Annotated in this window: 24 protein-coding genes and 1 pseudogene; 6 read left to right on the plus strand and 19 right to left on the minus strand. The window is 60.9% G+C overall.

The window, feature by feature from the left end; all coding sequences use genetic code 11:
• Positions 1–10: 10 nt before the first annotated feature.
• The 3 genes from dprE2 to MHK05_RS09470 all read left to right on the plus strand — a co-directional run bounded on the left by dprE2 (position 11) and on the right by MHK05_RS09470 (position 6,459).
• A complete protein-coding gene (gene dprE2, locus MHK05_RS09460; RefSeq protein WP_239206307.1) occupies positions 11–769 on the plus strand; it encodes a decaprenylphospho-beta-D-erythro-pentofuranosid-2-ulose 2-reductase in 759 nt (252 codons plus the stop codon).
• A gap of 177 nt (positions 770–946) precedes the next feature.
• Positions 947–2,923 (plus strand): galactan 5-O-arabinofuranosyltransferase, encoded by a 1,977-nt coding sequence (locus MHK05_RS09465; protein ID WP_239206309.1) that lies wholly within the window; start codon positions 947–949, stop codon positions 2,921–2,923.
• Between the two features lie 74 nt (positions 2,924–2,997).
• Positions 2,998–6,459, plus strand: coding sequence for an arabinosyltransferase domain-containing protein (locus MHK05_RS09470; RefSeq protein WP_239206311.1), 3,462 nt, complete (start codon positions 2,998–3,000; stop codon positions 6,457–6,459).
• On the opposite strand, the gene MHK05_RS09475 is transcribed toward MHK05_RS09470, so the two are convergent.
• The 3 genes from MHK05_RS09475 to MHK05_RS09485 form a co-directional block, all read right to left on the minus strand.
• A complete protein-coding gene (locus MHK05_RS09475) occupies positions 6,398–7,774 on the minus strand; it encodes a PepSY-associated TM helix domain-containing protein (protein WP_239206313.1) in 1,377 nt (458 codons plus the stop codon). The two genes, MHK05_RS09470 and MHK05_RS09475, sit on opposite strands and share 62 nt — an antisense overlap.
• A 63-nt stretch (positions 7,775–7,837) precedes the next feature.
• Positions 7,838–8,731, minus strand: a complete 894-nt coding sequence (locus MHK05_RS09480) for an alpha/beta hydrolase (RefSeq protein WP_239206315.1) — start codon at positions 8,729–8,731, stop codon at positions 7,838–7,840.
• 39 nt (positions 8,732–8,770) lie between these two features.
• Entirely contained in the window at positions 8,771–10,705 is a 1,935-nt protein-coding gene (locus MHK05_RS09485) for a M13 family metallopeptidase (RefSeq protein ID WP_239206317.1), read from the minus strand.
• 42 nt (positions 10,706–10,747) lie between these two features.
• Here MHK05_RS09485 and MHK05_RS09490 point away from each other — a divergent pair, with 42 nt between their 5' ends.
• Positions 10,748–11,329 (plus strand): hypothetical protein, encoded by a 582-nt coding sequence (locus MHK05_RS09490; RefSeq protein WP_239206319.1) that lies wholly within the window; start codon positions 10,748–10,750, stop codon positions 11,327–11,329.
• Complete coding sequence (locus tag MHK05_RS09495; protein WP_239206321.1) at positions 11,330–12,181, plus strand: PrsW family intramembrane metalloprotease; 852 nt, start codon at positions 11,330–11,332, stop codon at positions 12,179–12,181. It begins immediately after the preceding gene.
• 58 nt (positions 12,182–12,239) lie between these two features.
• Here MHK05_RS09495 and MHK05_RS09500 read toward each other — a convergent pair whose 3' ends face one another.
• From MHK05_RS09500 to MHK05_RS09550, 11 genes and pseudogenes are all read right to left on the minus strand, one after another.
• Entirely contained in the window at positions 12,240–13,106 is an 867-nt protein-coding gene (locus tag MHK05_RS09500; protein WP_239206323.1) for a hypothetical protein, read from the minus strand.
• 27 nt (positions 13,107–13,133) lie between these two features.
• Positions 13,134–13,451: a DMT family transporter gene (locus MHK05_RS09505; protein WP_239206325.1), complete on the minus strand. Its 318-nt coding sequence runs from the start codon at positions 13,449–13,451 to the stop codon at positions 13,134–13,136.
• The gene (locus MHK05_RS09510; RefSeq protein ID WP_239206327.1) at positions 13,448–13,807 is read right to left on the minus strand and encodes a DMT family transporter; all 360 of its coding nucleotides are present in this window, start codon (positions 13,805–13,807) and stop codon (positions 13,448–13,450) included. The genes MHK05_RS09505 and MHK05_RS09510 overlap by 4 nt, the downstream gene beginning before the upstream one ends.
• Complete coding sequence (locus MHK05_RS09515) at positions 13,804–14,109, minus strand: MGMT family protein (RefSeq protein WP_239206329.1); 306 nt, start codon at positions 14,107–14,109, stop codon at positions 13,804–13,806. Before MHK05_RS09515 ends, MHK05_RS09510 begins: the two co-directional genes overlap by 4 nt.
• Before the next feature lie 5 nt (positions 14,110–14,114).
• Positions 14,115–14,942, minus strand: a complete 828-nt coding sequence (locus tag MHK05_RS09520) for a VOC family protein (RefSeq protein ID WP_239206331.1) — start codon at positions 14,940–14,942, stop codon at positions 14,115–14,117.
• A complete protein-coding gene (locus MHK05_RS09525) occupies positions 14,943–15,227 on the minus strand; it encodes an RNA-binding S4 domain-containing protein (RefSeq protein WP_150851437.1) in 285 nt (94 codons plus the stop codon).
• Positions 15,228–15,262: 35 nt separating this feature from the next.
• Complete coding sequence (locus tag MHK05_RS09530) at positions 15,263–16,198, minus strand: CE1 family esterase (RefSeq protein WP_239206333.1); 936 nt, start codon at positions 16,196–16,198, stop codon at positions 15,263–15,265.
• Positions 16,191–16,520, minus strand: a complete 330-nt coding sequence (locus MHK05_RS09535) for a YbjQ family protein (protein ID WP_049358954.1) — start codon at positions 16,518–16,520, stop codon at positions 16,191–16,193. Before MHK05_RS09535 ends, MHK05_RS09530 begins: the two co-directional genes overlap by 8 nt.
• Positions 16,521–16,529: 9 nt before the next feature.
• A complete protein-coding gene (locus tag MHK05_RS09540; protein WP_239206335.1) occupies positions 16,530–17,204 on the minus strand; it encodes a LysE family translocator in 675 nt (224 codons plus the stop codon).
• 136 nt (positions 17,205–17,340) lie between these two features.
• Positions 17,341–17,925, minus strand: a pseudogene (locus MHK05_RS09545) (LysE family translocator).
• Positions 17,926–17,967: 42 nt separating this feature from the next.
• Positions 17,968–18,318 carry a VOC family protein gene (locus tag MHK05_RS09550; RefSeq protein ID WP_324291869.1) on the minus strand — a complete coding sequence of 117 codons (351 nt, stop codon included), beginning with the start codon at positions 18,316–18,318 and terminating at the stop codon, positions 17,968–17,970.
• Positions 18,319–18,431: 113 nt separating this feature from the next.
• Between MHK05_RS09550 and MHK05_RS09555 the strand changes: the two genes are divergently transcribed.
• Positions 18,432–19,157, plus strand: a complete 726-nt coding sequence (locus tag MHK05_RS09555) for a TIGR02391 family protein (RefSeq protein WP_239206339.1) — start codon at positions 18,432–18,434, stop codon at positions 19,155–19,157.
• A 917-nt stretch (positions 19,158–20,074) separates the two neighbouring features.
• On the opposite strand, the gene MHK05_RS09560 is transcribed toward MHK05_RS09555, so the two are convergent.
• The 5 genes from MHK05_RS09560 to betA all read right to left on the minus strand — a co-directional run bounded on the left by MHK05_RS09560 (position 20,075) and on the right by betA (position 24,985).
• Entirely contained in the window at positions 20,075–21,967 is a 1,893-nt protein-coding gene (locus tag MHK05_RS09560; protein WP_239206341.1) for a heavy metal translocating P-type ATPase, read from the minus strand.
• Complete coding sequence (gene cmtR / locus MHK05_RS09565; RefSeq protein WP_005329783.1) at positions 21,964–22,323, minus strand: Cd(II)/Pb(II)-sensing metalloregulatory transcriptional regulator CmtR; 360 nt, start codon at positions 22,321–22,323, stop codon at positions 21,964–21,966. The genes MHK05_RS09560 and cmtR overlap by 4 nt, the downstream gene beginning before the upstream one ends.
• Before the next feature lie 105 nt (positions 22,324–22,428).
• Positions 22,429–22,557: a hypothetical protein gene (locus tag MHK05_RS11870; RefSeq protein ID WP_275436598.1), complete on the minus strand. Its 129-nt coding sequence runs from the start codon at positions 22,555–22,557 to the stop codon at positions 22,429–22,431.
• A 344-nt stretch (positions 22,558–22,901) separates the two neighbouring features.
• The gene (locus MHK05_RS09570) at positions 22,902–23,030 is read right to left on the minus strand and encodes a chemotaxis protein (protein WP_239206343.1); all 129 of its coding nucleotides are present in this window, start codon (positions 23,028–23,030) and stop codon (positions 22,902–22,904) included.
• Between the two features lie 179 nt (positions 23,031–23,209).
• Positions 23,210–24,985 carry a choline dehydrogenase gene (gene betA / locus MHK05_RS09575; protein WP_225746137.1) on the minus strand — a complete coding sequence of 592 codons (1,776 nt, stop codon included), beginning with the start codon at positions 24,983–24,985 and terminating at the stop codon, positions 23,210–23,212.
• Between the last annotated feature and the right edge of the window lie 83 nt (positions 24,986–25,068).

A 25,068-nucleotide genomic window follows, 5' to 3' on the forward strand; every position in this document is an offset into this window, starting at 1 on the left:
TTTACTGACCATGCTTAATGCAGTAGGCCAAGCACAACACATCCTGCTTCTGGGCGGCACCTCTGAGATCGGCCTCGGCGTCGTCTCCGAATTCCTGCAGCGCGGCCCCGCCAAGGTCACCCTGGCTGCCCGCCCGGAGTCCCCGCGCATCGCCCAGGCCAAGGCAGACCTGGAATCTCGCGGCGCTGACGTAGAGGTTCTAGACTTCGACGCCACTGACTTTGACTCCCACCCAGAGGTAATCAATAAAGCCTGGGCACGTGGCGACGTAGACGTGGCCATCGTTGCCTTCGGCACCCTGGGTGACCAGGAGGAGCTGTGGCAAAACCACGACAAGGCCGTCGCCTCCGCGCAGACCAACTACACCGCCCCGGTTTCCGTGGGCGTGCTTCTGGGCGAGAAGGTCAAGCACCAGGGCCACGGCACCATCGTCGCCATGTCCTCCGTGGCTGGCATGCGCGTGCGCCGTTCCAACTTTGTCTACGGTGCTTCCAAGGCAGGCGTGGACGGCTTCTACATCAACCTGGGTGAGGCCCTGCGCGGCACCGGCGCCAACGTGCTGGTTGTCCGCCCGGGCCAGGTTCGCACCAAGATGTCCGCCGAGGCTGGCGACGCCCCGTTGACCGTCAACGTCTCCGATGTTGCCGAAGCCACCGTGAAGGCCGTGCTCGATGGCAAGCAGTCCATCTTCGTGCACCCGCTGTTTGAATACGTTTCTTTGGCATTCAAGTTCATTCCGCAGGCCATTTTCCGCAAGCTGCCGTTCTAAATCACCGCGGTTTCTGCACTGGCGCCTGCCAGCCGCCTCGCCCCCGCCCCTCCCCGCCGCGCGCCCGCGGCGGGGAGGGGCGGGGGCGGTGGTGTATAAGGGGGCGTCGGAAAGCAAGTGTTTTCCTGCCCGCGCCAAATCTGGGTTGTAGCGCTTGGGTATGCGAAACTAATGGGCATGACAAGCACAGCTATACCCACCCAGTCAACGCCCGTGAGCGAAAATCCGCGCACCGAGGCCTACCGCGCCGATGCGCTGACTCATCGGGCGACCCTGCTGGGTATTGTGTTGACCGCCCTAGCCAGTGGTGTGCTCACGCTGCTGGGCTGGTTTGCCTTCAAGACGGTATCTCTGCCTTCTTTTAATACCTCCATGGTCACCCGCGCGCTGAGCACAGTGGGTGTGGTGGTCACGCTGGCTCTAGCCGGCGGGCTGTGCGTGTGGTGGCTTTATGACCACTACAAGGATTCCTTTACACGGCCGCGCTGGCGGGTCTGGCTGACCTACGCGGTCACCTATCTCTCCCCCGCGCTATTGACCTTGGCTGCCGTGGGCCTGCCGTTGTCCGCCTCCCGTTTGTGGCTCGACGGCGTGCAGGTGGACCAGGCTTTCCGCACCCAGTTCCTCACCCGCTCGGTGGATGAGATGGGCTATGCGGATATGAACTACCAGGATATGCCATCCTTTTACCCCATTGGCTGGTTCTGGTTGGGCGGCCGCTTGGGAGCACTATTGGGCATTCCGGGATGGGAGGTCTACCAGCCCTGGGCGCTTATCTCCATCGCTGTAGCCGGCTGCATTTTGGTGCCCCTCTGGCAGCGCCTCACCAGCTCCCTACCGGTCGCCACCGCCATCGCCCTAGTCACCACCGCGATTACGCTCACCATCGCGGCCGAGGAGCCCTACTCCGCAGTCATCGCCATGGGCTTGCCCACCGTCGCGGTGCTCAGCGCCCGCGCCTTCCGCGGCTCTTGGCTCTCCACCCTGGGTGTAACACTCTACCTGGGCATTTCCGCCACCTTCTACACGCTTTTCACCGGTGCGGCCGCGCTCACCGTGGTCAGCCTCATCGCGCTCTTTACCGCGCTATATGAGCATACGTGGCGACCCATCGTGCGACTGGCGGTAATGGCGGCAGGCTCCATTGCCATCGCGCTCATCGCCTGGGGACCCTATGTATGGGCGGTCATGCACTCGCCAGTACCGCTGCAGACCACCGCGCAGCACTACCTGCCGGAGGAAGGCACCCAGATTCCAGTGCCATTTTTGTCCTTTAGCATTGTGGGCTTCCTCTGCCTCATGGGACTTATCTACATGGTCATTCGTCTCAATGACCAAGAGGTGCGCGCGCTGGGAATCTCCCTCATCGGCAGCTATCTATGGATCGTTGTGTCTATGGTGGCAACGCTGGCCGGCACCACGCTGCTGAGCTTCCGCCTCGAAATCATCGTGGTACTCCTTTTTGCTACCGCCGGTGTCCTAGCCTTAGCCGAGGTTCGCCTCTTGGGCGTACACCGCCTCTACCCGGCGCGCTTCTCCCACACCACCAATAAGCAAATCACCGCGGTCTTGGGCATTATCCTCGCCCTGGCCGGCGTCTTCTATGCGCAGCAGATTCCGGAGGCCAACGAGGACGCCATCGACCACGCCTATAGCGATACCGATGGCTATGGCGAGCGCGCCGACCGCTTCACTAGCGATTCTGCTCATTACTACCTGGATATCCACAACTTCATCCAGGACCAGGGCTATACGCCGGATGGCACGGTGGTGCTTACTGATGAAAAGATCTTCATGTCTTACTACCCTTATTGGGGTTTCAACGCCTTTACCAGCCACTATGCCAATCCACTGGGTGAGTTCAGCACCCGCAATGAGCAGATTGAAACCTGGGCCAACGATTCCTGGGACATGAAGCCGGATGAGTTCCGCAAGGCCCTGGATTCCGCTGCGTGGCGCAGCCCGGATGTCATGATCTTCCGCGGTGATTTGGAAAATAAGGACGATGGTTTCAAGCTGCATTTGGCAGAAGATATCTACCCCAATCAGCCGAATATTCGCTATCGCGCGGTCTTCTTCAACGCCGATGTCTTTGACAAGGGCTGGAAGCTAAAGCAGACCGGCCCCTTCGTAACAGCCGTTCGTACCAAGTAAGTTCACCCACACTTCCCGCCCGTGGCAGGGTGTGCCCGCGGGCGGAGAGGGGTATCTGACGTAGACTAATCGCCGTGTCAGATAGCCTCACTACGAATACCACCCAAGCGCGACCTGCTAGCTCCCGCTTCGCCGCCGCCCCCGCGGGCCTGCGGTGGACCGCGATCATTGCCGGACTGATTGGTTTCCTGTGTTTTGTAGCCACCCCGCTACTGCCGGTGACCCAAACTCAGTCCTCTTATGACTGGCCGCAGCATGATTCCGTGCAGTCCATCAACGCGCCACTCATTTCCGTGGCGCCAGAGGATCTTCAGGCCACCATCCCTATCTCCGCAGTCGATGAGCTGCGTGAGGGACAGTCCATGGTCTACGGCACCGTCCCTCCGGAGTCCAAGAAAGCCTCCAACCGCGGCCTTTTTGTCCGCGCGAATGAGGAGGGCCTTTCCGTTGTCTCCTTGGATGAGGTTCTGCTTACCCTCAACTCCAAAGAGGTAGCCAAGCTCCCCAAGGACGCCAAGATTGAGATTTCTGCTACGGGCGATGGCACCAGCGTGCGCGTGGGGGATCATGAAAAGACCACCGAGGAGGATCTGCGCCCGCAGGTCACCGGTGTCTATACCGAAATCGACGATAAAGCGGACGTACAGGCCCTGCTTGACGACGGCCTCAATGTGCACGTCGATATCAACTCCCGCTTCACCTCCTCCCCGACGGTGCTCAAGACCATCGCCATGTGGCTGGGCAGCGCCATGGTGGTCGTATCCCTGTTCTGCCTATGGCGCATCGACCGCCTCGATGGCCGCCGCTTTGGCTTCATGCCTAAGACGTGGAAGAAGGTGCGCCCGCTCGATGGCGTGGTGGCCGCCGTCTTGGGATTTTGGTATATCTTCGGCGCCAATACCTCCGATGATGGCTTCATCTTCTCCATGAGCCGCGTCTTCGATCACGCGACCTACATGGCCAACTACTACCGCTGGTACGGCGTGCCAGAGGCGCCCTTCGGCGCCCCCTATTATGACCTGGTTGCCGTTCTCTCCCAGATTTCTACCGCCTCGGTCTTCGTGCGCTTGCCCGGCCTGATTTCTGGGCTCATCATCTGGTTTATCCTCTCCCGCGAGATACTCCCGCGCTTTGGCCAGCTTGTCGACGGCCGCCGGGTCGCTCACTGGACCGCGGCGCTTATGTTCTTGGCCTTCTGGCTGCCCTATAACAACGGCACCCGCCCCGAGCCCATCGTGGCGCTTGGCGTGATGTTTACTTGGGCCTCCTTTGAGCGTGCCATTTCCACCCACCGCCTGCTTCCGGCGGCCGTGGGCACCATCGCCGCAACCATCACCCTGGCCGCCGGCCCCACCGGCCTCTTTGCCGTGGGCGTTTTCCTGGTCAGCCTGCCGCACCTCTTCCGCGCCATGGCCGAGCGCGTGCCGTCCATGGGCGGTGGCACCTTGGGCTGGCTCGCGCTCATTGCGCCATTCCTTAGCGCTGGCACCGCCATCATGGTTGCCGCCTTTGGTGACCAGACGCTATCGACCGTGCTGGAGTCCACCCGCGTGCGCTCCGAGGTTGGCCCCTCCCTGCCGTGGTACGCGGAGTACGCGCGCTACTCCACCCTCTTCCAGGAATCGGTGGATGGCTCGCTCACCCGCCGCTTCGCGGTCTTCACCATGCTCTTCTGCCTAGTGCTCATCGTGGCGGCCTTCATCAAGGACCGCCGTGTCGTCGGTGCTGCCGTTGGCCCGACCCAGCGCCTGCTCATTATCGTGGCGCTGTCCATGTTCTTCCTCATGTTCACCCCCACCAAGTGGACCCATCACTTTGGCATTTACGCCGGCGTGGCCGGTGTCATCGCGGCGCTCGGTGCCGTGGTGCTCTCCCAATTCGCACTGCGTTCGCCGCGTGCTCGCACCTTCGCTATCGCCGCGGTGGTTTTCTTGCTGGCCATTTCCTTCGCCGGCTGGAACGCCTGGTGGTACGTTTCCTCCTTTGGCATCCCGTGGTGGGATCGTACGGTGCAATTCAAGGCCATCGAGGCCAATAAGGTGCTCCTCACCATCGCGCTGGTCATCTTCGCCATCGGCATAGTGCAGTCCCTGCGCCATAGCTACCGCAAGTCCCAAGCAGAAGAAGCCGGCACCCTGGCGGAATTTGAGAAAAATGCCGCCGCTAAGGTTTCGCGCTCCGCCGGTATCATGTCCGCGCCCATCGCCTTGGCCTGTGCCATCGTGGTAGCGCTATCGTGTGCTTCCTTTGCCAAGGCCACCGTCTCGCAGGCGGATTCCTACTCCGTGGGCAAGGGCAACGTGGCCTCCCTGCGCGGCAATACCTGCGCTCTGGCGGATCAGACCATGGTGGAGACCAACACCAATGATTCCTTCCTGACCCCGGTTGAAGGCGACTTGGGCGATTCCCTGGTGGACCAGGACGAGACCCACAAGGGCTTCGATCCAAACTTCATCCCTGAATCCATCGAGCCGGAAAACCAGAATTCCGCCTCAGTAGGTGCCATCGCGGATGGCTCCAGCGACTCCTCCTCCGATAGCGCGGAGACCACTACCTCGGGTGCGGATACCGAATCCGGCGGTAACAGCGATTCCGCTGATTCCCAGGAGACAAAGAATAAGCAAGACAAAAAGGACAAAAAGTCCAAGGAAACTACCAATACCTCGGAGGGTGGAGTACGCGGCACTGAGGGTGTCAATGGCTCTACCATGCACCTGCCGTTCAACCTGGATTACACCAAGGTCCCAGTGCTCGGCTCCTATTCCGAGGAGCAAGACTCCACCTCTGAGGTGACCACCAAGTGGTACAACCTGCCAGAGGCCAAGGACAATACTCCCGTGCTCGCCGTATCTGCAGCCGGCAATATCTACCACCACGACGTCAACGGGGTAGAGCAGGAAGGCATGAAGCTTAGCCTCGAGTACGGCACCATCGATGACTCCGGAAAGGTCACCAATACTGGCGAGGAAGAACTCTCCGCCGTCGGTGCCACGCCAAAGTGGCGCAACCTGCGCCTGCCGCTGGATAAGTTGCCAAAGGATGCCAACGTGGTGCGCCTGGTAGCAACGGATGACTCCACCGATGAGGATGACTGGCTGGCCTTTACTCCGCCGCGCGTCCCAGAGCTGGACACCATCAATAACCAGTTCTCCAAGGACACCCCGGCGCTATTGGACTGGGCCGTAGCCCTACAGTTCCCGTGCCAGCGCACCTTTGACCACTTCGCTGGCGTTACCGAAATTCCGCAGTACCGCATCCTGCCGGACTCCTCGGCACAGACCTCGCTGACGGATTTCCAGTCCTTCTCCGGCGGTGGCGCCATGTCCACCGCGGAGGCGGTCAACTACTCCTATGAGATCCCAAGCTACCTCAATAATGACTGGGCCCGCGACTGGGGTGCCATCGAAAAGTACGAACTGCGTACCGATTCACAGGGCAATGCCCCAGTCCCAGCCGAGATTGATTATGAGGACATTACCCGTTCCGGACTGTGGAAAGACTCCGAGATGAAGATTCGCCCCGAGGGCGAGGAGTAACCTCCCCAGCGGCCGCGCCCCGTTCCTGCTTCGGGGCGCGCAGGCGCCGCACGATCCAATCACCTACGAAAAAGAGCAATAGCGAAGCGCCAAAGAGCGGCGCGATGATTGAGTAGGCCACCACCCCCGCCAGCACGGCGGGGGTAATTTTTAGCTCGGGCAGGCTGCGGCGCGGTTTCTTCCACCACATCCACAGGCCCGCAATGCTCACCACGAGCAGGCCGAGGGCGAGTACCGCCAATGCAACCTGGCTATAGATTCCAAAAAGCGTCCCCATGTGCAGCTGGATGAGCCACGAGGTTAGCTGTGCCGCAAGCGGCCAATCGGCCGAATTGATGCGGTCGATGACCTCCCCGTTCGGAGTAACCGCCACGGCGTCGCTGCGTAACTTGAAGGCCGCACGAGCCTCCCGCACGCCCCACGCATCGCCGGGCTTTTCCGGCGGAGTCATTTCCAGCACCCCGGTCAAACCCTGGCTACGGGCGGTCGATTCTGCAGTTTGGGCTCCGGCGAGTTCTGCAGCATCGTGGTGTCCCGTATGCCCGGCGTGACCCGCGTGCCCGGCGTGGTTGGCATGCTCCCCTGTCCCAGTGCTAGCCCCCGCTTCTGCAACGGAGGTGGCCACGGACGGTTCCTTCCAATTAAGTTCCTCACGCACCTTGCCAATACTTGTGCCCGCTACCAGTGACCATGTCAGGCCGGTAACCGTAAGAAAGAGGAAGCCCGGCAACAACCAGGCACCCACGCGGGCGTGCAGCGCCAGTACTTTAGAGGGCTGCTTCTTATTCCTTTGTTTACGCTTGAGCCACAGGTAGAGACCGAGGATGCTCAGCGCGCCGAGCCACGAGGCCGCAAGTTCGGCATAGAGGCGGCCAGGCTCGCCCAACCATAGGGTGCGGTGGCCATTAGAGGCCCACGTACGGAAGGGCAGCGCCCGCGAGCCGCCATATTGTTGTAGTTCGCCAGTGATGTGCAGGTCCACCGGGTCTACAAAGACAGCGTGAGTATAGCTGGAACTGGGGGCGGTGGGGTCGTCGAAAAGCACGCGGGTGGTCTCCTGCGGGTCTTCGGAAGGCTCGACTCGAACCACGGTCCCATCCGGGTGCTGGCGCTGGGCGGCTGCAATCTGTTCATCGAGGCTGCGCGGGCTGCCTTGCGCGGTGGCTGTCACCTCATCGTGGTAAATCCACGGTTCAAAGGTGGGCGCCAAGGCGTAGAGAAACCCGCTTAACGCTGCGACGATGAGAAAGGGCGCAATGATTACGCCGGCGAATTTATGCAGGCGCGATAGCGCGCCATGAGTGGATATGGTCATGCGGAACTAGTCGCGAGCCTATTGAAACTAGTTCCCTTTTAGCATGGAACCGCCAGGGAATTGTTATTTTTCCAACTCTCCTGCCAGGAACGCGGCCGCATCCCGCACGCGCTGACGGGCAACTGCCGGGGTAGACACGCGGTGGGTGGAAACATAATCGCGCGCCACGGCGCCGGGCACAGAAACACGCGCAGCAATCTCATCCTCGGTCGCGGTCTGGACGAAAGTCACCGGGCAGAGATTAGAAAGGTCCGCCGGGATTGCATAGCCGGCACGGAGGTCCTCAGGCAGATTCGCCAAGGCACCGAAATCGGGGAAGCTGAGCAGGAGGGCGTCGGCAGGCGCAAGCGCCGCCAGAGCGCCGCCGGAGGAATATCCCCAGGTGGTGACGTTGGAAGCACCCTGCTTGCGGGCATAGTCGATGGCGTTCTGTACGGCATTAACCATCTCCGCCACGGTGTGCGCGGGTGCAAGCGGATAGTCCACATCGATGATGGTGGTGCCAGATAGTTGCGCGGCGGCGGCTACCTCAGGGCGCCATTGCATCTCTAGTGCCTGGCCAGCACCGCGCCACCAGCCGCCCGAGTGGAGCGACACCGCCCAGCGGCCGGTGGGCTTTGTGGGCCGAAAAATGGTTCCCACCTCGGATTCTTCCACGCTGATGCCCTCCGTATAGGCGGTGCCCGGCAACGCATGATCCGCCGCAGTGCCGAGCACCATCATTGCCGCGTGTGTAATCCGGTCCGGCAAGAGCGCGCAATATTGATCCGCCTCAGGAGAGCCGCCCCCAGCCCACGGCGGGCGGAAATCCGGGGTGTCATAGTGGGCATCGATATAGGCAACGAGCTGCTCAAGCTGCTCCTTGTCGTCCATCTGACGGTCCTGGCCGCCGATGTGCCACTCCTGTCCCGGCTCCAGCGGGCGGTGCGGATCCTGGTTAGCATCTGCGTTAGTCATGCCACCGAGCCTACGCGCACCGCCTACCGGCGGAAAGGGCTACCAAATGGTGACGCGATCCTCCGGCGCAATGTACATGGCGGAATCCTCTGCCACGTCAAAGGCCTGGTAGAACTCCGCAATATTGGCCGCAATGAGGTTGCAGCGGAACTCCGCCGGCGAGTGCGGGTCAATGGCTAGGTACTGCGTGGCCATCTCCGGACGGATGGCGGTGCGCCATACGCGGGCCCAGGACAGGAAGAAGCGCTGCAGACCATTGTAGGTGTGCTCAGCCAGCTCTGGCTCGGCACCGTCTACCTCGAACTTTTCCTCCTTGCCCTGCAGGTCGATGCCCTTATCGGCACAGTAGTTCTTAAAAGCCACCACGGCGATACCCAAGCCACCCAGGTCACCGATATTCTCGCCCAGGGTAAAGCTGCCGTTCACCCCAGTAGATTCGATGCCGGCCTCCTTGAGCACCGTCGGTACCTGGCCATTGAACTGCTCCACCAGCTTGGCGGTGAGCTTTTCAAAGGCGGCGCGATCCTCATCGGACCACCAGGAGTTCAGGTTGCCCTGACCATCAAACTGCGAACCCTGGTCATCGAAGCCGTGGCCGATCTCGTGGCCAATGACGGCACCGATGGCGCCGAAGTTTTCTGCGGCATCGGCCTCCGGGTTATAGAACGGCGGGCGCAGGATTGCCGCCGGGAAGGTGATGTCATTGACCACTGGGTTATAAAAGGCGTTGACCGTTTGCGGGGTAGTCACCCATTCATCGCGATCGGCCGGCTTGCCAATCTTGGCCAGCTCGAAGTCGTGAGAAAAGGCAGAGCCGGCACGCGTATTAGCCAACAGGTCCGCGCCCTTGCCGGAGACCTCGAGGCCGGAATAATCGCGCCAGGAATCCGGGAAGCCAATCTTGGCCTTGAACTGGGAAAGTTTCTCCAAGGCACGCTCGCGGGTGGTCGGGGTCATCCACTCCAGCTGAGAGATGCGCTCGCGGTAGGCAGCAATGAGGTAGGCCACCAGCTCATCCATCTCGCGCTTGGAGGAAGCCGGGAAGTGCTTATCCACGAATACCTGGCCAATCTCTTCGCCCACGAGGGACTCAGCCAGGCCTACCGCGCGCTTCCACCGGTCGCGCTGCTGGGTGGCGCCGGAGAGCTTGGTGCCGTAGAACTCAAAGTTCTTCGCGCCGACTTCCTCCGGAAGCATGGCCGCGCGGGAGCGCAGGATGTGCCAGGTAGCCCATAGCTGCCAATCGGCCATGCGCTCGGAGGTAAAAAGGTCCTCGAAGTGCTCGAGGTAGGACGGCATCATATTGACTACGCGGTGCTCCGGCAGGTTGCCTCCGGAGAGCACGGCGCGAGCCATGGTGGGCAGCTCACCAAACTCACACGGGTTATAGGTTTTCACCGCATCGCGAGTGGAGACCACATCCCAATGGCCAGCGGCAAGTTCCTTTTCCAGGCCCACGATGCGCTGGGCGGCTACCTCGGCACCTAGGCCGAAAAGGCGGGCTGGGTCGAGGAACTCCAGCATCTCTGCCACATGCTTTTCATAGGCGGCCAGCGTTTCGGCGTGAGCTTCCTCGCGGTAATAGGCTTCATCCGGCAGGCCCAAGCCGGATTGAATGACATAGGCAATGGCGTCCTCGGAACCAGAGTCCTTGGATACCCAAAAGGTCACCGGGGAGCCGACACCGGTGCGCTCGAGTTCACCCAGGCGTTGCGCTAATTCCTCTGGGTCGGCCGCACTCAGGCGGTCCAGATCCGCATCCAATGGAGCCATGCCGGCCGCATTAACCCCTTCGGTATCCATAAAGGAGGCATAGAGCTTGCCCGGTCGGCCGGTGTCCTTTTCCACGATTTCGTGGACGAGTTCTTCGGCTTCGTCGCGCAGCGCGTGGAAGGTGCCATCCACGCCGCGATCATCGGGAATGACGTGGCTTTCCAGCCAGGGTCCATTGACTAGTTGATAAAGATCTTTCATGCCTGCCACTCTAGGGCAAAGCGGCAAGATAAGGTGTGGTCCATGAAATTTTATCGCTTTCCTCCAGCGCATCCGCAGCGCCTTTTCTGCGCCGTCATTGCGTTCGTGGCGGTGGTTCTTGCCCTCCCCATGCTCGTGCAGGCGGCGCTGGGGGATTCTTCCGCAGACGTCGAGCAGGTCACCCTAGCCGAGCCCAGCCAGGACTGGGAGATTGACGTTCCCGATCTTTATTGCGAGCGCGACTATGAATCCCTCGCCAGCATCGGCTGGAACTGCGGCGATGTCAGCGTACAAGCCACCCTTACCGAGGATGCCAAAGACGATGCCACCACCTTGCGCCGCATGGTCCGCGCCCTAGCCATGGCGCCTTTGCCGGCCGATGCCCCTACCTTCGACGGCACCAACGGAGCGCTCCTGCTTGCCGACGCCCCCTCCTCCACCGCCGCCCTCTCCCTCGACGGCACCGGCGAGGACGAAAACAAGGATTGGGTGGTCACCGTGACCGGCAAGGGTGAGCAGGCCCGCGCCACCGCCTCTCGCATTTGGCATGCCTTCGGCCAAAAGGATCTACCCGCCGATGCCGATTCAGAATTCGCTGATTTCTCCGGGGAGTTGATGTTCTAGATGTCTAAGCTCTTTCGCACCACGCTGTGGATCTTATCCGGCATTGGACTCATCGCCTTCTTTTTCCAGACGCTAAGCACATTTTTGATTTCTCCCCTGATGGGCCTGCTCAGCCTGCTCATCGCCGCCATACTCGTGGCGCTGGTCATCTACCTGCTGCAACGCAGCCCCATGTGGGCCCGCCCGGCGCGCCTATGGGCCACGCTGGCTTTCCTTTGGGGCGGCGGAGTAGCCGTTGCCTTGGCGCTTATCAGCGCTGGGCCGGTCATGCAGCTCGCCATTGGCTCCGGCTGGGTCGACGCCATGATGTCGTGGAGCGGTGCCTATCCGGAAGAAATTTCTAAGGCCACTGGCGTAATCTTCGTGCTCATGTCCTTCCGCCAGCTCAACCGCCCATGGCATGGCTGGATGGTGGGCGCAGTGGTGGGCCTTGGCTTCGAGGCCTGCGAAAATATCCTCTACGGCGCCATGGGCGCCACCATGCATCCTGATAGCGATATCCAGGGGCTTTTTGAAATGTGGGGCCTGCGCCTTATCGCCGGTCCTGGCCTACACGTATTGCTCACCGCGCTGGCCGGCTGGGGCATCGGCTGGGCGCTCTATGCCGCCGCCAAACCCGGGTGGTGGCGCATCGGAGTCTTCCTCGGCGCCCTAGCCGCCTCCTTTACACTGCACTTTTGCTGGAATTACCTGCACGATTCCGAGGTGGCCTCGATCATCCAAGCCGTTGTCGTGGCGCTTATTCTTTACCCGCTGAGCATCTGGCTGGTGCTGCGCGGTAATAAGCTCGCCAAAACCGACGAGAGCTATAGCCACAGCGCCGCCGAAGATGCCCTCGCCTTCATCCGCTAAAGCCGCCTGCGCCATCCAACCCCAGCACGCTTTGTAGTTCTGTCGAGCTCTGCAAGTCCTAGTTGCACACACGCATCGGCGTTACCTGCGCCAATGCCTGGTTCGCGCTCGCGCAGGCTTGACGCTCATAGCTCGCTGCCGTGCGGGTGGCATCGCGGACGGCCTGTCGCGCGGGGCCTTGTAGATTCAAATCGCGTTCGATGCGCGCGCCAATAGCTTGGCTAGAACCGCCCGCTGCGGGTAGTGCGCCTGGGGCATTATGTACGGCCCGGGTGACATCTGCGGTATGAGTGCCCGCGTCACCGTAGGTATTGGCGGCGACGGTAAAACCAGGGGCGGTGGATACCGAGGCATGGATGCGGCGATTATCGGACCAGCCAAACTTGGTACCGATAACGCCCGGAATTCGTGAGGTACCAAAATCTTGGCGGTAGCCATCGGCAGCCACAGGGGCGGCGTTAGCCATGCCGGTCATGATGGGTGCGGCAATGGGATCGTGCTGGATACGCGAGGTGAACCGCGCTACATCTTCAGTAGAGGTTGTGGTCGTTCCCCAATACCCTGTGTAGTGCGTTTCGCGCAGGCCAAACTCGTGGATGGTGCTGGGGATGGCTTGCGGGTAGCGGGGATCCAAGTCGGTAGCCACGTTGTCATCGCTCACGCGGATCATGTGCTCCACGCGGGCTTTGTCGGCCGGCGCACCGTATTTTAGGACCCAATAGCCCAAGTAGAGCTTGCTCAATGACAGCGCGGGACGAGACTCATGGGCATTAGCGGTGGACACAGTCGCGCCAGAATCATGCCGGACGGTGATCTGGGTGCGCGCGGGCACAGCGTGCGGATCGAGAGTGACAGCCTGGGCGGCAGGGGCGATTGCGAGGGAGAGTGCGGTAACCAGGGAACCTACCGCCAACTTTTTCATCATGAAAATATAGTAGCGCCCCAGCAGGTGCTACGCACCAGCTTCTACCAGCAGCACTCCCCCGACAATCAGAACCACACCGAGGGATTTTAGCCAGGTAAACGGCTCCTTAAACAGGAGATACGAGGCGATGGCGGTAAGCGCAACGCCGGTAGCCGCCCAGATGCCATAAGCCACGCCCAAATCCATGCCGGCCTTGAGCACGAGCGCCAAGAAACCATAGGCGCTGACATAACACAGGGCGACGAGCACAACCCAGAAGCGACGACCGGTCACCGCGGACATGCGCAGGCACAGCGTGCCGGTGACCTCAATGGCGGTAGCGAGGAAAAGCAGAAACCAGATCATTGCGGTGCCACCTCCACCGTGCGGTCTTCATCCTCGTCTGGTTTAGCGCCCACTTCCACGCAGAATACGCCGGCCATAATGAGCGCGATGCCAGCGAGTTTTACTGCTCCGAGCGGCTCGCCAAAGAGCGCGGCGGAAAGCAGCGCGGTGGAAATGACTCCACCGGATGCCCAGAGACCGTAGGCCACGCCCACGTTGACGCCTTCTTGCATGACGCGGTGCAGGAGCACGAAGGCGAGGATGAAACAAAGAGCGGCCACACCGTAGATCCAGAAATGGTCCACGGCGTATTTCAGCGCGATGGTACCCACGACTTCGCTCGCAATCGCGAGAAAAAGGATGACCCAGGCCCTCACTCCATCAACTCCTGTAATTCGCGGGCGTCGATTCCATGCTCGTGCATCTTAACGCGGCCGCCAGCGTGGGCGATTGCCTCCCGGTCCCAGTAGTCCTCCGCACGGACGGGATCATGAGAGGTGCCATCGGCGCGGACCACGCGCCACCAGGCAGTATCGGCACCGTGGCGCTTTAACACGGTACCGACATTGCGCGCACCGCAACCGGCCACCTTAGCCACCTCACCATAGGAGGTGACGTTGCCGGGTGGAATCACGGCCACGACCGCCAATACGCGCTTGACCAGTGGCGACTCACTCATCGCGATTACTGCGGGTCGAGCCCCAGCACGTCATCCGCTTCGGTTGGCTCCTCTTCAGGGGCGTCGTCGACCTCGGTGAGGGTGATGGTCGCACCGGTGGAATCGGCCAAAAGGCACATGCGGCCAAAGGGCGAATCCCATGGTTCGCGGATGACCTCGCCGCCTAGTTCCACGGCCTTCTTCGCAGCGGCGTCGATATCGCGCACGCCCAAGTAGGTCTGCCAGAAGCTCGGCACCTGGGGCGGGAACTGGCCCTCGGCGTTCCACAGGCCAGCAAAGGGCGCACCGTCTTCTTCCGCGGTGGCGTAAATGAAGTTCTCATCCTCGGACTGCATGGCGCGAATTTCCCAATTGAAAAGCTCGCCATAAAAGTCCATTGCGCGCTGGAAACCCGAGGTTGCGGTGAGCTCGTGCCATACCGGGGTGCCGGGCTCGCCGGCGGCGACGAAGTGTTCCGGGCCGGCGGGTTGAATGAGGCCGAACATGCCGCCGGCGGCGTCGGCAAGCAAGGCCATATGACCTAGCTGTACTTGCTGCGGCTCCACCAGGATGCGCCCGCCCAGGCTCTCGGCGCGCTGGCAATCACCAGCGATGTCCTTGGAGAGGAAGTAGGTCACCCAAGTATCCGGCATGGGTGCTTCTTCCGGTTGCGGGATAAGTCCGGCGATGGGCAGGCCCTGTAAGCGCGCCATCTGATAAGGCTTTTCCTCCGCGGACTCGGCGGAAATTTCCCAGCCCAGCACCTGCTCGTAGAAGTGCGCGGACTTGCGCGGATCCGAGGTAGTCAGGTCAATCCAGTAGGGCATGCCCACTTCAGCTTCGAATGCTGGCATCTACATATTCCTCCACTTTTCCGGATCAAAGTCATCATCGGCCGTGGCCTCGTCAAAGTAATCATCGTCATCGTCCGGCTCGCCCACCCGCGCGCAGGCATCCTCGATGCACACTTCGTCACCCGGGTGGAGCGTTGCACCCCGGCGCGTCTCGGGCTCGCCATTGACCGTAACCACGCCTTCCGCGATGAGTTCCTTGGCCTCGCCGCCGGTAGCCACCAAGCTGGCCAGCTTGATGAACTGCCCCAATTTGATGGAGTCGCCGTTGATAGGAATGTCTAGCATGCCGCCCAGCTTACCCAGCCCGCGCGCTGCGCTGACTACGGGTGGGCAATATGGAAGAAATCCAGCACCGTATCGGTGGTCCATTCTGCCTTAACTAAGCCGGAATGGTCCGTGGCCCCACCGTTCCACGTGTGCGTGCCGCCGTGGATGGTGTACTGCTCGGTGCGCGCATCACATACCCGCCAGCTAAAGTGCTCCACCGCTTCTTTCCGACGCCTCTTTGGAAACGGATTGCACCCATTCTCCTTCGCTATCCCGCGTAGCGATTGTTTGACCGAGTGGTAGTGCGCACCGTGCTGGCGCCCACCGCCATACTTCATCAGCGCGTCCTTAGTGCCGTGGATATCCAGGTAATCGGTGGGCTCGGTGGCGCAGTCTTTTTCCACGCGGTCATATTTTGCCGCCGAGACCGTGGCCACCGCATCGAATAGACCCGGCCGCTTGCAGGTCACCGCGCGGGCGAATCCGCCGCCATTGGAAAAGCCCACGCCATAGGTGGTGTCCGTGGCGGGATAGTGGCGGCGGACGAAATCAATCGTGTCATCCACGTATTTGAGATCTTCTTCCAAGCTAGTCACCGCATAGGGTGCCGGTGCCCACGCCTTGCCCGCACCTTGGACAAAGACGGTAATGGCATCGCCTTGGGAAAGGTCAGTGCCTTTGAACATATTGCCGGCGTCCATCTCATAGCCGTGCATGGCCATGACCACGGGCAGGCGGTGGTGCTTATCCGCATTGAACGGCACGTGGACTACAAAACTGCGATGATTTTGTAGGTTAATGATCTGGTAGCGGCCATTGGCCGTTGTGCCCTGGTCCGGCAGCGTGGTGATATAGCCATCGGGCGCGCCTTGCGATTCATTTGGCACGCTGCCCGGCTGCGGCGGTTCTTCCTCGCACCCCGCCATGAGTCCGGCGGCCGCGCATAACCCAGCGCACAGGGCCAGTGTTTTCTTGCCGATTTTAATCACGAGCGCGCAGCTTCACCGCCGTGCCGGTGGCCGTGACCATCAGCATGTCATTCGATGTTCCCATGGGCGAATAATCGAAGGCGATGCCCACCACACCATCGGCCCCGAGCTCCTGCCCGCGCCGCCACAATTCATCGAGCGCCGCCTCGCGCGCCTTGATGGCCTCGCTTTCGTACCCGGCGGAGCGCCCACCGGTGATATTGCGGATGGATGCCCCGAAATCCTTCAGCATATTAATACCGATGACGGTTTCCCCGGCGATGATGCGAATATAGTCCGTAATCTCATAGCCATCAACGGTATTAGTAGTGGTAAAAATCATGGCCCCAGATTACATGGCTATAAGACCACGCACTCCCTCAAAAAGGATGATGACACCCAGCAGAAGGAAGACCGCACCGCTGACAATATCCACCCAGGCGGAGTTCTTAGCCATCCACTTCGAAACCGCGCGGGTGCTTAAAGCCACGCCTACAAACAGCACGAGGCTTTCCAGAATCAATACGGCACCCACCATGAGATTGGCGCCGATGCCCATGCCGGGATCAATGAAATTGGCAAAGATGGCGCCAAAGAAGATGACCACCTTGGGGTTCGAGAGATCGCAGATGAACCCCATGCGATAGGCGGTACCCGCCTTAATGATGCCGTCCGGCGTAAACCCGCGCGGCTGCGGGGCGCGGGTTTCGGTGCCCACTACGGTTGCGGGCGCGCGACGCTCCTTGATGCCACCGGTAATGGCAGTATAGGCCATCCACAGCAGGTAACAGCCACCGAGAACCTGCAGCGCCACGAGGATGCCAGGGTGCGCGGAAATCAGCGCGGACAGTCCCGCCAAGGAGGCCACAGTCCAAATGGTAAGGCCGGTGGTACTACCAAGCGCCGCCCATACGGCTGCGCGCGTAGAACGCGCACCTAAGCGAATGATTTGCACTACGTCTGGCCCCGGCGAGGCCATCGCCGCGAACCACACGCCCATCAGAGTCACGAGGGCGCTAATAGCCACCTAACACCTCCATACTCGCATGCTATTGGATTAACGCATGCCACTATAAGGGCCCTCTCACCTGCAGCGAAACAGGTAAGTTCTGTGATTTAGGTAGCTCCTATATCAGTTCTTTTATGGAAATCCGCCACCTGCACTAACCGAAGAGCTCGATAGCGCCCTCGACGGCCATAACGAGTCCCAGCACCGCAAAGATAAGACCGGAAACGATATCGATGGCCGTGGAGTGATGCGCAATCCAGCGCGATGCCGCGCGCACAATGAATGTAAAAGTAGAAAACCAGGTCACCGACATCGCCACGAGGATTACCGCCACCGCAACGGTCCACGTGGGCGACATATCGAGGCGAATAAACTGCGCGAAAACCGCACCGAAGAAAACGAGCGCTTTCGGATTGGATAGGGTCGTGACCACCCCGAGCTTATAGGCGCGTCACCCAGTCATGTCATTAATACCGCCGGCCGCGATGGCCTGTTCGGTGTAATCCTCGGTACCCACCACCACGGTGGGTGCGCGGCGGGAAGCAAAACCGGAGCGGACCGAAGATACACCCATATAAATAAGGAATAGCCCGCCAATGAGTTGCAGAGCGCCCAACACGCTCGGCCGCGCGGCAATCACCGCCGAAAGGCCAGCCAATGAAGCAGTCACCCAAAACACGGTGCCGCTGCATACCCCCAACGCACACATCAACCCGGCGCCGGTCGACCGCGGGGCCACGCGGATGACTTGAACCAAGTCGAGTTCAAGTTCAACGTGTAGCTAGGCCCCGGGGTCACCCACGCAGAACTCGTTGCCTTCCGGGTCCTGCATGACGGTCCACACCAATCCCGGCGCTTCGTGGGTGGTGAGTTCGGTGGCGCCTAGGTCTTTGAGGCGTTCTACTAAAGTTTCGCGCTCCGCCCCGCCAACGTCGACGTGCATGCGGTTTTTCCCAGGTGTCGGCTCCTCAACGCGCTGAAATCCCAGCGCCGGGGTGGAATCAACCATCACGAAATCGCCGTAATCCGCGGCGATTTCGCAGGCGGTTGCGGCAGACCAAAACTTGGCGAGCTTTGAGGGATCGTGGCAGTCGAAGGTGATCTGGCGGATCGTGAAGTTGGGATCGCTCATGGTTTCCATGATGGGCGCGCGTCAGCGCGCCTGCAACAATGCGGGGTGTTTCTGGTGGGGGTATCAGACCAGTTCTCTCCGGCCATGTCAGCCCCATACGTCATAATGGAGGCATGGCCGAGCTGGACCCCGAGTGGGCGATCAATGAGATAGACGCGTTCCTGCAAGTCACAGCGAAGGTAGTCCCCGACATGGGCCCGGGCATCGCCTACCTTGGAACCGTTATGAGTGGATCGCCGACTGAGGCTGCGGCACGCGCCCATGTCGTTGAAATGATCCTTGACCGAGTGCTTCCCGGGTGGAAACAAGGACTCCCAGTCCAGGACAAGGAGTATAGCTGGCTGAGGGGTCAAGCGGCCCGGGCCAAGACAGCGCTTGAACGTCGGTCTGAACTCGCTGAAAAGCTCGGAGAGAACACGCCAGACTTAGATGCAGCCAATCTGCATCCGTGGGCGTGGGAAAATGGCAAGGGTTACTGGAATCACGGACACTACCATCAAGCCGTGATGCAGGCTGCCATCCGCGTCAATGCAGAGACCCAAGCGAAACTGAACCGCCTAGACGTATCTGAAACAGCACTTTTCAACGAGGCGTTTTCACTCCATGATCCGAAGCGTAATGCGCCGCGCCTTCGGCTTATGGAAAATGATGGCAGTAAGACGTTTGAGAACCTGCATCGGGGCGCCCGCGCCTTTGCAGAGGGCTTGTACGCGGCTATCCGCAATCCCGGGATGCATGTTCCACACGACGGTGGTGAGGAGCAAGTCGCGTTGGAGCAGCTCGCGGCTTTCAGTCTATTGGCTCGCTGGGTTGATAAGGCTACCGTCCTGGAAGGGTGACAACATCGGTTTACGGGATAGCAGTCCGCTTGAGCGAAGGATGTGGGGAGCACGAACGCCTGTAATGGAGGTGCCGGGTGCTCAGTCAGCAAGGCCGTCTAGGACCATCGCCGTAGTTTTGTGCAAGGTTAACGCCAGCGACTGGGCTGGGTCCAAGAATGAATCTCGCACACGTTAAGCTGCGCCGACACTCTGTGGAGTTCAAATTAAACGTGTAACGCGGGGCGTTGATGGCGCTTCGCGTTATTGGGGGGGTAGGTTGAAGCGCGGGCTGTTCGTTCGCCGACGCGGCCGCCGCCAGATGCTCGGCGGCGATTCCGGCCCGAACCTCGGGGACATCCCCCCATCTTCGATAGCTTTAGTGAGCACGACCACGACCATCTGATCTGGTGCGCTGGTTTTCGTTCGGCTCTCGGTCTATTCCGCCACCTCATGCGCGGCCGCGAAACCGCGGTGAAGAATCTGCATCTAGTCGGTTACGGCAACTGGAACGGCGAGGGCTCGTCAATGCTGATGAGGGTGGGGTCCTTTGTCAAACACACTGCCCAGGTAGTCACGGGCTGTGTAGATGAGACTCGGCAGCACTCCGAATGGATGTCCGCGGTATCAAGGCCGCTGAACTATTCAAGTTGCGGGACGAAAAGAGTCTCGCAGTGACGCCTGGTCCCTGAGCAAGTTCGATCCTTCCACGATCTGCGCTGGAGACGCCGAGCGCTCGGGGCCCTTGACCGGCTGGGGCACGTGCCGGGTGGTGGCTCGCCCACAGCCCCCATGCCCACACGCACCGAGAAGGGACAGGTCACCGAGTACGGTCCCGATTCCACGGAGACGGACCGTGAACTCGAATGACGTGCCTGGCCCAAGGTGTGTCCGCTCGGCGTGTGGTTTAACCCTTATGAGACTTGCCGGTCACAGCCTCAGCGCTTCGCTTGCGCAGCCCGCAGGCCGTTCAAGATCACGATCACTTCGGCGACCTCGTGAACCAACACGACGGCAGCCAGGCCCAGCACGCCGCTGATCGCCAGTGGCATCAACACGATGATGATGGCCAGAGACAGCACGATGTTCTGGTTGATGATCCTGCTTCCTCGACGGGCGTGCTGCAGCGCCTTCGGGATTAGCCGAAGGTCGTGGCCGGTGAAAGCGACGTCAGCGGACTCGATCGCGGCGTCAGAGCCGGTCGCTCCCATCGCTATGCCCACCGTCGCGCCCGCCAGTGCCGGCGCGTCATTGATGCCGTCGCCGATCATCGCCGTCGGCGTCTTGGAGGAGAAATCGGCGACGATGCTTGCCTTGTCCTCAGGGCGCAGCTCGGCGCGCACGTCGTCGATTCCGGCGATTCCAGCCAGCGCCCGGGCGGTGCGAGTGTTGTCGCCGGTGAGCATGCTTACTTCCACGTCGTTGGCGTGCAGGGCATGCACGGCTTCGGGCACCTCGGTCCGCAACTCGTCACGGACCCCGATCGCCCCGGCGAGAGCGTCATCGACGGTGACCAGGACGCAGGTCTGGCCCTCGGACTCCATGCGCTCAACGTCTGCTTTCAGTGGTCCGGCGTCGATCCATCGGGGGCTGCCCACCAGCACCCGTCGGCCTTCGACGGTGCCGCCGATGCCATGCCCAGCTTCCTCGCTGATGTCCGAGACGGTGGGCGCTTCGGGCCCCGCTGCCGCGATCGCCGCAGCGAGGGGGTGTGTCGATTGCTGTTCAACTGCCGCCGCGAAGGAAAGCACCTGCGCCCGATCGAATCCGTCTGCCGGGACCACTCCGGTAACCTCAGGCTGGTTGCGGGTAAGGGTTCCGGTTTTGTCCACTGCCAGGTGACGGATGCCGCCGAGTCGCTCGAACGCCGCGCCGGACTTGATGACCACTCCGAACTGGCTGGCCGCGCCGATCGCGGCCACGACCGTCAGCGGCACGGAGATTGCCAGCGCGCACGGCGACGCTGCGACCAGGACTACCAGCGCACGGGTGATCCACGTCTCAGGGTCGCCCAGCAGCGAGCCGATCACGCCGACCAGCACCGCCAGGATCATCACCCCGGGCACTAGGGGTTGGGCAATCCGGTCGGCGATCCGGGCGCGGTCGCCCTTTTCCGCCTGCGCTTGCTCGACTAGGTCCACGAGTGTGGTCAGCGAGTTGTCCGTTCCAGCTGCGGTCGTCTCGACCTCCAGCACCCCGGCGGAGTTGATCGCTCCCGCAGGCACTTCGTCGCCGGGCGCAACCTCCTCCGGAATGGATTCTCCGGTGATCGCTGAGGTGTCAAGGCTGGAGCGCCCGGATCGAATGATGCCGTCCGTGGCGATCCGCTCCCCGGGGCGCACGAGCATTAGCTCGCCAACCTCGAGGTCCTTCGCTTCGACCTCGGCCGCTGTGCCGTCGCGCAGCACCGTCGCGGTCTGCGGTACCAGCTTCAACAGCGCCCGCAGTCCGCCTTGGGCCCGGTCCATCGCCTTGTCTTCCAGTGCCTCGGCGATCGAATACAGGAACGCTAGCGCCGCGGCCTCTCCGACGAATCCGAGGATCACCGCACCGACCGCGCTGATCGTCATTAGCAAGCCAATGCCGAGCTTGCGCTTCGTGACAAGGTTCCGGATCGCTCCAGGCGCGAACGTGTAAGCGCCCAACAGCAGCCCAACCCAATACAGTACCGTCGCGAGCGTCTCCAAGTCGGACCAGTCCAGCGCCAATCCTGTTATGAGGGCTACGCCGGAGAAGATCGGCAGCAGTAGCTCAGGGTCCTTCCACCATGGCCGATCGAGCTCGTCGATCTCCGTGGCGGGTTCGTGTTCGCATCCACATGCTGAACTCATACGTCCGCTCCTTTCTCGCCGCAGCCGGGCACCGAGCACTCAGTGTCGATGCAGGGGGCATTCTCGTCGACGGCCAGTGTCGCGTTGACTAGCGCTTCGAGCGCTGCCGCGAGGTGGGGATCGGCGATTTCGTAGCGGGTCTTGCGGCCCTCCGGCTCAGCGACGACAATGCCACAATCGCGCAGGCAAGACAGGTGGTTCGAAACGTTCGAGCGGGTCAGATCCAAGCTTTGCGAGAGCACAGCCGGGTAGCTCGGACCGTCTAGTAGGGTTAGCAGGATTCGGGAGCGCGTCGGATCAGCCATGGCCCGGCCGAGCCGGTTCATGACGTCGAGGCGCGAAGCAATAGTCAGCATGTGCTGAACTATACAGTGTGCGATGAACTATTTAAAATGGGCTGAACTAACAGTCACGCGAAGGTCCTGCGACCTGCAAGAATTAGTCGATGGGATAGCCGATGACTAGTCCTTCACGGTTCGGCTGCCAACCCAACGAGGGGCGACGTGGGCGGCGAAATTCTCCAGAATCTTCACGTGGATGTCCACACCCACCCCTGTGGGGATGGTGATGAACAGGGTGTCGGCGGACATGACGGCGGCGTAGGTGCGGCCAGCGACACTGACACCAGGTTCTCCATCAAGAGCTAGACACTCACGGACATTGCGTACGGGTCAAACCACACGTAGCGAAGCTTTCTAATAGCCAAATGACTATCTCTTTTCGCTGGTATCCAGGAATGATACTTCCTTGAAGTCGGCAGTGTTGGCTACCCCGCGTACGAAGTACTGGAACTGCTGCTTGGAAACCACTTTGCTCCATGAAGCCATAGCCCTTCAAGCTACATCGCAGGAAAATTCCATTTCACGGTCGGTATGGGCCTTTTGCAGTTGGTTAATTCGAAATTTGTTCACCGTCTCCTTAGCCACCCGCACGATTAACGCGCTGTTTCGCCATCTTCGCGCGAGGAGAGCAGCTCCTTCAGGTGCGTATCGATGTCATCGAGCTTTTTAATAACGGCAACGGCGAAAACGATACTAATGACTAAAGCGATAATGCTGAGCATCAATGCCTTCCTTTACTCTGGCGCCCCAATACAGTGGACCTGGTTCCTTGCGAGGCGATTAAATCATGGTTCTGGTCAGGCGGAGGGGCGCGCGGTGGGAAGGGGGGACGTCGGCAAGCAAAAGCGCCGCGCCCCAAGAATGGGAAACGCGGCGCTAGAGCAATCCGGCGGGAGGGTGCTTAGTGGTCAGCGCCCTGGATGGAGTGCTTGTGATCGCGGACTGCTTCGCCCTCAGCGTAGAGCGGCATATCCTGCTTAGCCTTGTACCACTCGGCGTGGTTTGGCTCCAGCGGGGTGCGGCCGGCGATGAGGTCGGCAGCCTTCTCGCCCACCATCATGGTTGGGGAGTAGATATTGCCGTTGGTCACGGATGGGAAGACGGAGGCATCCGCAATGTAGAGGCCCTCAACGCCCCATACGCCCATGGTGTCCGGATTAACGACGGCCATCGGGTCAGACTCCGCGCCCATCTTGGCGGTACAGGATGGGTGCAGCGCGGTCTCGCCATCGTTGCGGACCCACTCCAGGATCTCCTCGTCGGTCTGGACATCCGGGCCCGGGCTGAACTCGCGGGCGCCTACCTCTTCCATGGCCTTGGTATCCAGCAGGGAGCGGGCAACGCGTACGGCCTCCACCCACTCGCGGCGGTCCTGGTCGGTCTTCAGGTAGTTGAAGAGGATGGACGGCTTGTCGTGGATATCGGCGCTCTTGATGTGAACGTGGCCCTTGGTATCGGAGAACATCGGGCCAACGTGCCACTGGAAGCCGTGCTTGACGTCCGCCTTCTGGCCGTCATAACGCACGGCCATCGGCAGGAAGTGGAACATGAGGTTCGGGTAGTCCTCATTCTCATTGGAGCGCACAAAGCCGCCGCCTTCAAAGTGGGAGGTAGCAACCGGGCCCTTGTGGGTCAGCAGCCATTGCAGACCCATGAATGGCCAGCGCCACTTATCCAGGTAAGGCTGGGAGGAAGCGGTGGACTTGGTGGTCTCGTACTGGATGTAGACCTCGAGGTGGTCCTGCAGGTTCTCGCCCACACCTGGCAGGTGCTTGACGACGTCGATGCCATGCTTCTCCAGAATCTCGCGGTCACCAATGCCGGAGATCTCCAGCAGCTGCGGGGTGTTAATGGCACCGGCGGACAGCACGATCTTCTCGGCATAGACGCGGTGAACGCCGCCCTGCCACTCATACTCGACGCCGACGGCCTTCTGGCCCTCGAAGAGGATCTTGGTGGTGAAAGCGCGGGTGCGGATCTCGAGGTTCTCGCGATCCATGTTGGGGTACAGGTAGGCGCGGGCAGCGGACCAACGCTTGCCGTTCTTAATATTGCGATCGAACGGAGCGAAGCCTTCCTGGCGGTAACCATTGACGTCATTGGTCAGGTTGTAGCCGGCTTCCTGCACAGACTTGAACAGGGCCTGGAAGAGCTCGGAGGTAGCCGGACCGCGGGAGAGGTACAGCGGGCCATCGTGGCCACGGCGCGGATCGTTTGGCTCAGCCGCAGCGGCGGTTTCCATGCGGTTGAAGTACGGCAGGCAGTGGGCGAAGTCCCAGTTCTCCATGCCCGGGTTCTGGCCCCACTTCTCGTAGTCCATCGGGTTACCGCGCTGGTAGATCATGCCGTTGATGGAGGAAGATCCGCCAAGGACCTTGCCGCGAGCATGGTAGACACGGCGGCCGTTCATCTCTGGCTCTGGATCGGACTCATACATCCAGTCATAGTTCTTTGCGCCGATTGGGAAAGAGAAGCCGGATGGCATGTGAATGAACAGATCCCACAAGGAATCTGGGCGGCCAGCCTCAAGGACCAGCACGCGGGTGTTCTTGTCTTCGGTCAGGCGTGCGGCGATGACGGAGCCTGCGGAGCCACCGCCAACGACGACTACGTCGCTTACTTCATCGGTGACCTTTTTAGCGGAACGCTTCTTGGTCAGCTTGTCCATAAAACCCATAAATCCCCTTCTTTCTGTGAAATATTTCACACGTCAAGATTGCCCCACCGGAAGTGAAAATATTGTAATTTATACAAAAGTCT

It is taken from the genome of Corynebacterium nasorum, from assembly GCF_022347325.1.
Taxonomy (GTDB): domain Bacteria; phylum Actinomycetota; class Actinomycetes; order Mycobacteriales; family Mycobacteriaceae; genus Corynebacterium; species Corynebacterium kefirresidentii.